This window comes from Actinocorallia lasiicapitis (assembly GCF_054778695.1).
Genome location: NZ_BAAGZI010000309.1, coordinates 1 through 7,162, shown reverse-complemented (window position 1 = coordinate 7,162; position 7,162 = coordinate 1). Strand labels below are relative to the sequence as shown.

Genomic DNA, 7,162 nt, shown 5'->3' with positions numbered 1-7,162 from the left:
GGCGGCGGTGAACTCGCGGCGCCGCTTGCCGACGGCCCGCGCGATCACCGCGCGCTCCTCGGGGAACAGCCAGGAGTCGGTGAGGGCGTCGCCGAACGCCTCGACGGCCACGACGGAGCCCGGCAGGATCCGCCCGATCATGCCGGCTCGCCGGGGAGCACGCGGTGGAGGCGGCGCGGCCGGTCCGGCCAGTTCCGCGACTCGCGCGGGTAGCCGACCGACACCTCCTCGAAGGGGACGCCGTCCAGGGTCAGCCTGCGGGGGATGTGCAGATGCCCGTAGACCACGGCCTTCGCCCGGAACTTCACATGCCACCGCGCGGTGCGCTCCGAGCCGCACCACAGCGCGAACTCCGGATGGAGCAGGATGTCGGTGGGCTCCCGCACCAGCGGCCAGTGGCCGACCAGGACGGTCGGCAGCTCGGGGTCGAGTGCGGCGAGCCGGAGCTCGGTCTGCTCGATCCGCGCCCGGCTCCACTCCTCGCGGGTCGGGTAGGGGTCGGGGTGCAGCAGGATCTCGTCGGTGCAGACCACGCCCGCGTCGTGGGCGAGCCGCAGCGCGTGCTCCTTGGACCACACGCCGGGCGGCAGGAAGCTGTAGTCGTACAGGGTGAACAGCGGCGCGATCACGGCGGGGCCGCCCGCGCCCCGCCAGACCGGGTAGGGGTCCTCCGGGGTGAGCACGCCGAGCCGGCGGCACTCCTCGACCAGGTAGGTGTAGCGGGCCACGCCGCGGAGCGGCACCGGGTCCGACGGCGGAGTCCACAGTTCGTGGTTGCCCGGGGTCCAGATCACGGTGGCGAACCGTTCGCTGAGGGTGCGCAGCGCCCAGACGACGTCCTCCGCGAACTCGCCGACGTCACCGGCGACCAGCAGCCAGTCCGCGTCGGTCACCGGGCGCAGCGACTCCACCAGCCGCCGGTTCTCCTGGTGCCCGACGTGCAGGTCGCTGATCGCGAACAGGGCGGGCTCAGACATGGGCGCGCAGCACCGCGGAGAGCCGTTCGATGGTGTCGGCGGGCTTGGCGCTCAGATAGAAGTGGCCTCCCTCGAACACCTCCAGCCCGAAACCGCCGGTGGTGTGCCCGGCCCAGGCGCCCGCCTCCTCCAGGGTGACGTGCGGATCGGAGTCGCCGACGAAGACCGTCACCGGGCACGCCACGGTCGTGCCCGGCGGGCACCGGTAGGTCTCGATGGCCTGGTAGTCGGCGCGGATCGCGGGCAGGAAGAGGCGCAGCAGCTCGTCGTCCTGCAGGAGGCTCGGGTCGGTGCCGCTCAGCCGCTTCAGCTCCGCGATGACCCCTTCCTCGTCCCGCAGGTGCACCGACTCCGCCCGGTGTCGTGACGGCGCCCGCCGTCCGGAGGCGACCAGCGCCACCGGCGGGCGCGCCAGCCGCCGCGCCACCTCGAACGCCAGCGACGCGCCCATGCTGTGCCCGAAGAACACGAGCCGGTCGTCCTGCCGGGGGCGCAGGGCCTCGTGCACGGCGTCGGCGAGCAGCCCGAGGTCGGTGAAGGGCGGCTCCTGCCTGCGGTCCTGCCGTCCCGGGTACTGGACGGCCAGCACCTCCACCTTCTGCGCCAGGTCCGCCGAACGGCTCAGCGCGGCGGAGACGGGGAAGTAGTAGGTGGCGGAGCCGCCCGCATGCGGGAAGCACACCAGGCGTACGGCGGCCTCCGGCACCGGGTGGAAACGCCTGATCCAGGTGTCGCTCTCGGTCGGGCCGGTCATGGCCGTCAACTCCTCATCCCGGCGGATTCCGTCCGGCCCGCTCGATGTTTCCGTCCTGTTTCTCTTTGCTCTGAATGCTGGCAACGGGGTGAGTCCGGCACCACCCCTACAGGCCCCTGCAATCGCGGCGGTAGGGGTGGTGGCGGGGTTTTTGTGGGGTGCGCGGCGCTTGGCCCACCGGCGACGGCTCGGATTCAATCGAATGCGGCCAGTCGAATTATTTCCGGAAATAGCAGGGGGTATGGTGACCGAGGTCGAGGACACCCGGTTCAGAGCGGCGGAACTGGCCGCGCTGCGCGAGCAGGCGCTGGCGGGGCCGTCGGAGAAGGCGACCGAGCAGCAGCGCGCCCGCGGCAAGCTGACCGTGCGGGAACGGATCGAGCTGCTCTTCGACCCGGGAACGTTCCGGGAGATCGAACGGTTCCGCAGGCACCGGGCCTCCGGCTTCGGCCTGGAGGACCGCCGCCCGCACACCGACGGGGTGGTGGCTGGCTGGGGCGAGGTCCACGGCCGCACCGTCTTCACCTACGCGCACGACTTCCGGATCTTCGGCGGCTCGCTGGGCGAAGCCCACGCCGCGAAGATCCACAAAGTGATGGATCTGGCGGCGGCGGCGGGCGCGCCGCTGGTCAGCCTCAGCGACGGCGCGGGCGCCCGGATCCAGGAGGGCGTCACCGCGCTGGCCGGATACGGCGGCATCTTCCGCCGCAACGTCGCCTCCTCCGGGGTGATCCCGCAGATCAGCGTCATCCTCGGGCCGTGCGCGGGAGGCGCGACCTACTCGCCCGCGCTCACCGACTTCGTGTTCATGGTGCGGGACATCTCGCAGATGTACATCACGGGCCCCGACGTCGTGCAGTCGGTGACCGGCGAGGTCATCTCCCACGACGAGCTGGGCGGGGCGTCGGTGCACTCCTCGGTGTCGGGGGTGGCGTCGATCGCCTGCGAGACCGAGGAGGAGTGCCTGGAGGAGGTCCGGTATCTGCTGTCGCTGCTGCCGTCCAACAACCGGGAGACCCCGCCGTCGGTTACGCCCGCCGACAGCCCCATCCGGCGGGTCGACGCGCTGCTGGACCTGGTGCCGGCCGACCCGAGCCGCGCCTACGACATGCGCCTGGTCATCGAGGAGATCGTCGACGACGGCGAGCTGATGGAGGTGCACGCCACCTGGGCCACCAATATCATCTGCGCGCTGGCCCGGCTCGACGGGCACGTCGTCGGGATCGTCGCCAACCAGCCGTTCTCCCAGGCCGGAGTGCTGGACATCCATGCGTCGGAAAAAGCCGGACGATTCGTCCAGATGTGCGACGCGTTCAGCATCCCGCTGGTCACACTGGTCGACGTTCCCGGTTTCCTGCCCGGCCGCGAACAGGAGCACGGCGGGATCATCCGGCACGGCGCGAAGCTGCTGTACGCCTACTGCAACGCGACCGTCCCGCGCGTCCAGGTGATCCTCCGCAAGGCCTACGGCGGCGCGTACATCGTCATGGACTCCCGGTCGATCGGCTGCGACCTGTCGTTCGCGTGGCCCACCAACGAGATCGCCGTGATGGGCGCCGAAGGCGCCGCCAACGTGGTGTTCCGCCGGGAGATCGCCGCCGCCGACGATCCGGGAGCGGCCCGCGCGCAGCGCATCAAGGAGTACAAGAAGGAACTGATGCACCCCTACTACGCCGCGGAACGCGGTCTGGTGGACGAGGTCATCGACCCCGCCGACACCCGCGCCGCGCTGATCGACGCGCTGAGCGCGCTCCGGCACAAGGAGGCGGCGCTGCCGTCCCGCAAGCACGGAAACCTCCCGATGTGATGACCCGTACCGAGCTGGAAGGCGAGCTCCCGCTGCTGCGCGTGGTCCGCGGGGCTCCCGACGAGGTCGAGCTGGCGGCGGTGACGGTCGCGATCGTCACGCTGCTGCGCGACCGGGCGGAGGCGCCCCTGCCCGCGGTACGGCCGGTCGGCTGGCGGCGGCCCGCGGGGTTCCGGCCGCCGGGCGCCTGGTCGTCCCGCTGACCCGCCCCGACCTTAGGGGCGAGCTAGGGGTTGGTGGGCCGACCGCCTCTCCCTAGCTTGATGGAGATCGTCTTGCGCACTGGCGGCATTCGACCGGGGTGGCTTTGTGAGTAACGAGGAAAAGCTTCTCGACTATTTGAAGCGGGCGACCGCGGATCTGCGTGAAGCGCGAAAGCGCATCGCGGAGAACGAACGGCGGGAATGCGCGCCCATCGCCATTGTGGGGATGGCGTGCCGCTATCCGGGCGGTGTCGCCACGCCGGACGATCTGTGGCGTCTGGTGGCCGACGGGACGGACGCGGTGGCGGCGTTCCCCGCGGACCGCGGCTGGGACCTCGCCGGACTCTACGACCCGGAACCCGGCAGGCCGGGGAAGAGCGTGACGCGCGAAGGCGGCTTCCTGTACGACGCCGCCGACTTCGACGCCGACTTCTTCGGGATCTCGCCGCGTGAGGCCGTGGAGACCGACCCGCAGCAGCGGCTGCTGCTGGAGGCGTCCTGGGAGGCCGTCGAGCGGGCGGGCATCGACCCGGCGTCACTGAAGGGCAGCCCCACCGGGGTGTTCGCCGGGGTGATGTACCACGACTACGCCGACAGCAGCAGCGGCGGCAGCCTCGTCTCGGGCCGTGTCGCCTACACGCTCGGCCTGGAGGGTCCGGCGCTGACGGTGGACACGGCGTGCTCGTCGTCGCTGGTGGCGCTGCATCTGGCCGCCGCGTCGCTGCGGTCGGGGGAGTGCTCCCTGGCCCTGGCGGGCGGGGTGACCGTCATGAGCACGCCGGACATGTACGTCTACTTCAACACCCAGCGCGGTCTCGCCCCGGACGGCCGCTGCAAGGCGTTCGCGGCCGCCGCCGACGGCATGGGCTGCTCCGAGGGGGTCGGGGTGCTGCTGCTGGAGCGGCTGGACGATGCTGTCCGCCTCGGCCATCCGGTGCTGGCGGTGGTGCGGGGGAGCGCGGTCAACCAGGACGGCGCTTCCAACGGGCTGACGGCGCCGAACGGCCCGTCCCAGCGGCGGGTGATCCGCGCGGCCCTGGCCGGCGCCCGGCTGACCGCCGACCAGATCGACGCCGTTGAAGCCCACGGCACCGGTACCGCGCTGGGGGATCCGATCGAGGCGCAGGCGCTGCTGGCGACCTACGGCCAGGGTCGGGAGCGGCCGCTGTGGCTGGGGTCGATCAAGTCGAACCTGGGGCACACCCAGGCCGCGGCGGGCGTCGCCTCGATCATCAAGATGGTGCAGGCGATGCGCCATGGAGTGCTGCCGAAGACCCTGCACGTGGACGAGCCGAGCCCGCAGGTGGACTGGCCGTCCGGCGACGTCCGGCTGCTGACGGAGGCACGGGACTGGCCGGAGACCGGCCGTCCACGCCGGGCGGGCGTGTCGTCGTTCGGCCTGAGCGGCACCAACGCCCACGTCATCCTCGAGGAAGCCCCGACCCCTGTCGCCGCCGCTCCGCCACCCACGGGACCGGTCGTCTGGACGGTCTCGGGCCGCACCCCGGCCGCGCTCCGCGCCCAGGCGGCCCGTCTGGTGTCCGCTCTCGACCCGGCGGCCCACCCGGCCGACGTCGCCTTCTCCCTGGCGACCGGCCGCACCCCCCTCGAACACCGCGCCGTCGTGGTGGGGGAGCAGCCCTCCGAACTGCTGTCCGGCCTGGCCGGACTCGCCGAAGGCCGTCCAGCGCACGGCCTCACCGTGGACACGGCCCAGGAGGGCCGCCTCGCGTTCCTCTTCTCCGGCCAGGGCAGCCAACGCCTGGGCATGGGCCGCGACCTGTACGACGCGTTCCCGGTCTTCGCTGAGGCTTTCGACGCGGCCTGCGCCGAGCTGGACACCCACCTCACCCGCCCCCCGCACATGACCCCCAACGACGAAGCAGCCCATCCATATCGGCCACTTGGCGCTGCTGAGGCCGGTCCGCAAAATGAGGCGTTCGGGGGCGAAGGGCCCCTCCCCGGCCGGTCGGTTGACGCTCATGTAAGTGGTCCGCTGGGTGACGTGGCCTGGGCCGATGGGGGGCCGCTGGATCGGTCGGCCGACGCTGAGGTGGTCGATCCGCTGCGTGGGGAGGCACGGGGCGAAGAGACCGTGCCGGATCGGTCGGTTGGCGCTCATTTGGGTGAGGTGGCCTGGGATGGAGGACGCCTGCCGGATCAGTGGGTTGGCGCCGCTGCGGAGAGTCCGCTCGGTGCGAGCGCTGGGGGCGGTGGAGGTCTGCCGGGTCGGGCGGTCGAGGTCGGCATCGGCTTGGTGGGTCGTTCGTTGCGTGAGGTGGTGTGGGGGGACGCGGAGGCGTTGGACCAGACCGTCTATGCGCAGGCTGGGTTGTTCGCGTTCGAGGTGGCGTTGTTCCGGTTGTTGGAGTCGTGGGGGATTCGTCCCGACTTTCTGGCGGGGCATTCGATCGGGGAGATCGGGGCGGCGCACGTTGCCGGGGTGTTCTCGCTTGGTGACGCGGCGCGTCTTGTCGCCGCTCGGGGACGGTTGATGCAGGGGCTTCCGGCAGGCGGTTCGATGGCCGCGCTCCAGGCGGCGGAGGATGAGGTGCGCCCGCTGCTCGACGAGGGGACGGGGATTGCGGCGGTGAACGGGCCGCGCTCGGTCGTGGTCTCCGGCGAGGATGCCGCCGTTACGAAGATCGTTGAGATTTTCGCGGGGCGGGGGCGCAAGACGACTCGGCTGCGGGTGTCGCACGCGTTCCACTCGCCGTTGATGGAGCCCATGCTCGAAGAGTTCCGGCGGGTCGCCGAGTCCGTCGCCTATGGACGTCCCGCCGTTCCGATGGTCTCGCTGCTCACCGGTGCGCCGGCCGAACCGGGGGAGATGGGGACGGCCGAGTACTGGGTGCGGCATGTTCGTGAGGCGGTCCGGTTCGCTGACGGGGTGCGTGCCCTCGCCGACGCGGGCGTGACCAGATTCGCTGAGATCGGTCCTGACGGTGTGCTCACGGCCCTCGCCCAGCAGACCGCTGACGACGAACAGATCCGGTTCGCGGCGCTGCAGCGCGGTGACCTTCCCGAGCGCGCCGCTCTGCTCGGCGCCGTCGGCGGGCTGCATGCCGCCGGGGTTCCGGTGGACTGGCGGACGGTGTACGCCGGAGCGCGTCGGGTGGACCTGCCGACTTACGCCTTCCAGAAGCGGCGGTACTGGTCCGCCGCGTCGAACACGGCGACCGTCCAGGGGGTCGCCGCGCTCGCCCATCCGGTGCTCGACGCCGTCCTGGAGCTGCCGGACGGAGACGGGGCCGTGCTGACGGGAAGCCTGTCGGCCGACCGGCAGCCGTGGCTCGCCGACCACGACCTGCTCGGCGTGGCGCTGCTGCCTCCGGCCGCGTTCGTGGAACTCGCCCTGCGGGCGGGCGAACACCTCGACGTCCCGGCCGTCGCGGGCCTCACCGTGCACGCCCCGCTGCTC

5 protein-coding genes are annotated in these 7,162 nt (G+C 71.9%); 3 read left to right on the top strand and 2 right to left on the bottom strand.

Features of this window, described 5'->3' with window-relative positions; all coding sequences use genetic code 11:
• Positions 1-137 precede the first annotated feature (137 nt).
• Together ACYVE7_RS25765 and ACYVE7_RS25760 are read right to left on the bottom strand one after the other, a co-directional pair.
• A complete protein-coding gene (locus ACYVE7_RS25765; RefSeq protein WP_460368017.1) occupies positions 138-977 on the bottom strand; it encodes a metallophosphoesterase family protein in 840 nt (279 codons plus the stop codon).
• Positions 970-1,731, bottom strand: a complete 762-nt coding sequence (locus tag ACYVE7_RS25760; RefSeq protein ID WP_460368015.1) for a thioesterase II family protein — start codon at positions 1,729-1,731, stop codon at positions 970-972. Before ACYVE7_RS25760 ends, ACYVE7_RS25765 begins: the two co-directional genes overlap by 8 nt.
• A gap of 241 nt (positions 1,732-1,972) precedes the next feature.
• On the opposite strand from ACYVE7_RS25760, the gene ACYVE7_RS25755 reads away from it, so the two are divergent.
• The 3 genes from ACYVE7_RS25755 to ACYVE7_RS25745 form a co-directional block, all read left to right on the top strand.
• Positions 1,973-3,538 (top strand): acyl-CoA carboxylase subunit beta, encoded by a 1,566-nt coding sequence (locus tag ACYVE7_RS25755; protein WP_460368014.1) that lies wholly within the window; start codon positions 1,973-1,975, stop codon positions 3,536-3,538.
• Positions 3,538-3,741: an acyl-CoA carboxylase subunit epsilon gene (locus tag ACYVE7_RS25750; protein ID WP_460368012.1), complete on the top strand. Its 204-nt coding sequence runs from the start codon at positions 3,538-3,540 to the stop codon at positions 3,739-3,741. The genes ACYVE7_RS25755 and ACYVE7_RS25750 overlap by 1 nt, the downstream gene beginning before the upstream one ends.
• Positions 3,742-3,847: 106 nt before the next feature.
• Positions 3,848-7,162, top strand: a 3,315-nt coding sequence (locus ACYVE7_RS25745; RefSeq protein ID WP_460368011.1) for a type I polyketide synthase, incomplete at its 3' end; no start/stop codon positions are given.

Excerpts from the sequence above, each read along its gene's own strand:
- ACYVE7_RS25765 (WP_460368017.1), bottom strand. The coding sequence starts at position 977 with ATGTCTGAGCCCGCCCTGTTCGCGATCAGCGACCTGCACGTCGGGCAC.
- ACYVE7_RS25750 (WP_460368012.1), top strand. The coding sequence starts at position 3,538 with ATGACCCGTACCGAGCTGGAAGGCGAGCTCCCGCTGCTGCGCGTGGTC.
- ACYVE7_RS25755 (WP_460368014.1), top strand. The coding sequence starts at position 1,973 with ATGGTGACCGAGGTCGAGGACACCCGGTTCAGAGCGGCGGAACTGGCC.
- ACYVE7_RS25760 (WP_460368015.1), bottom strand. The coding sequence starts at position 1,731 with ATGACCGGCCCGACCGAGAGCGACACCTGGATCAGGCGTTTCCACCCG.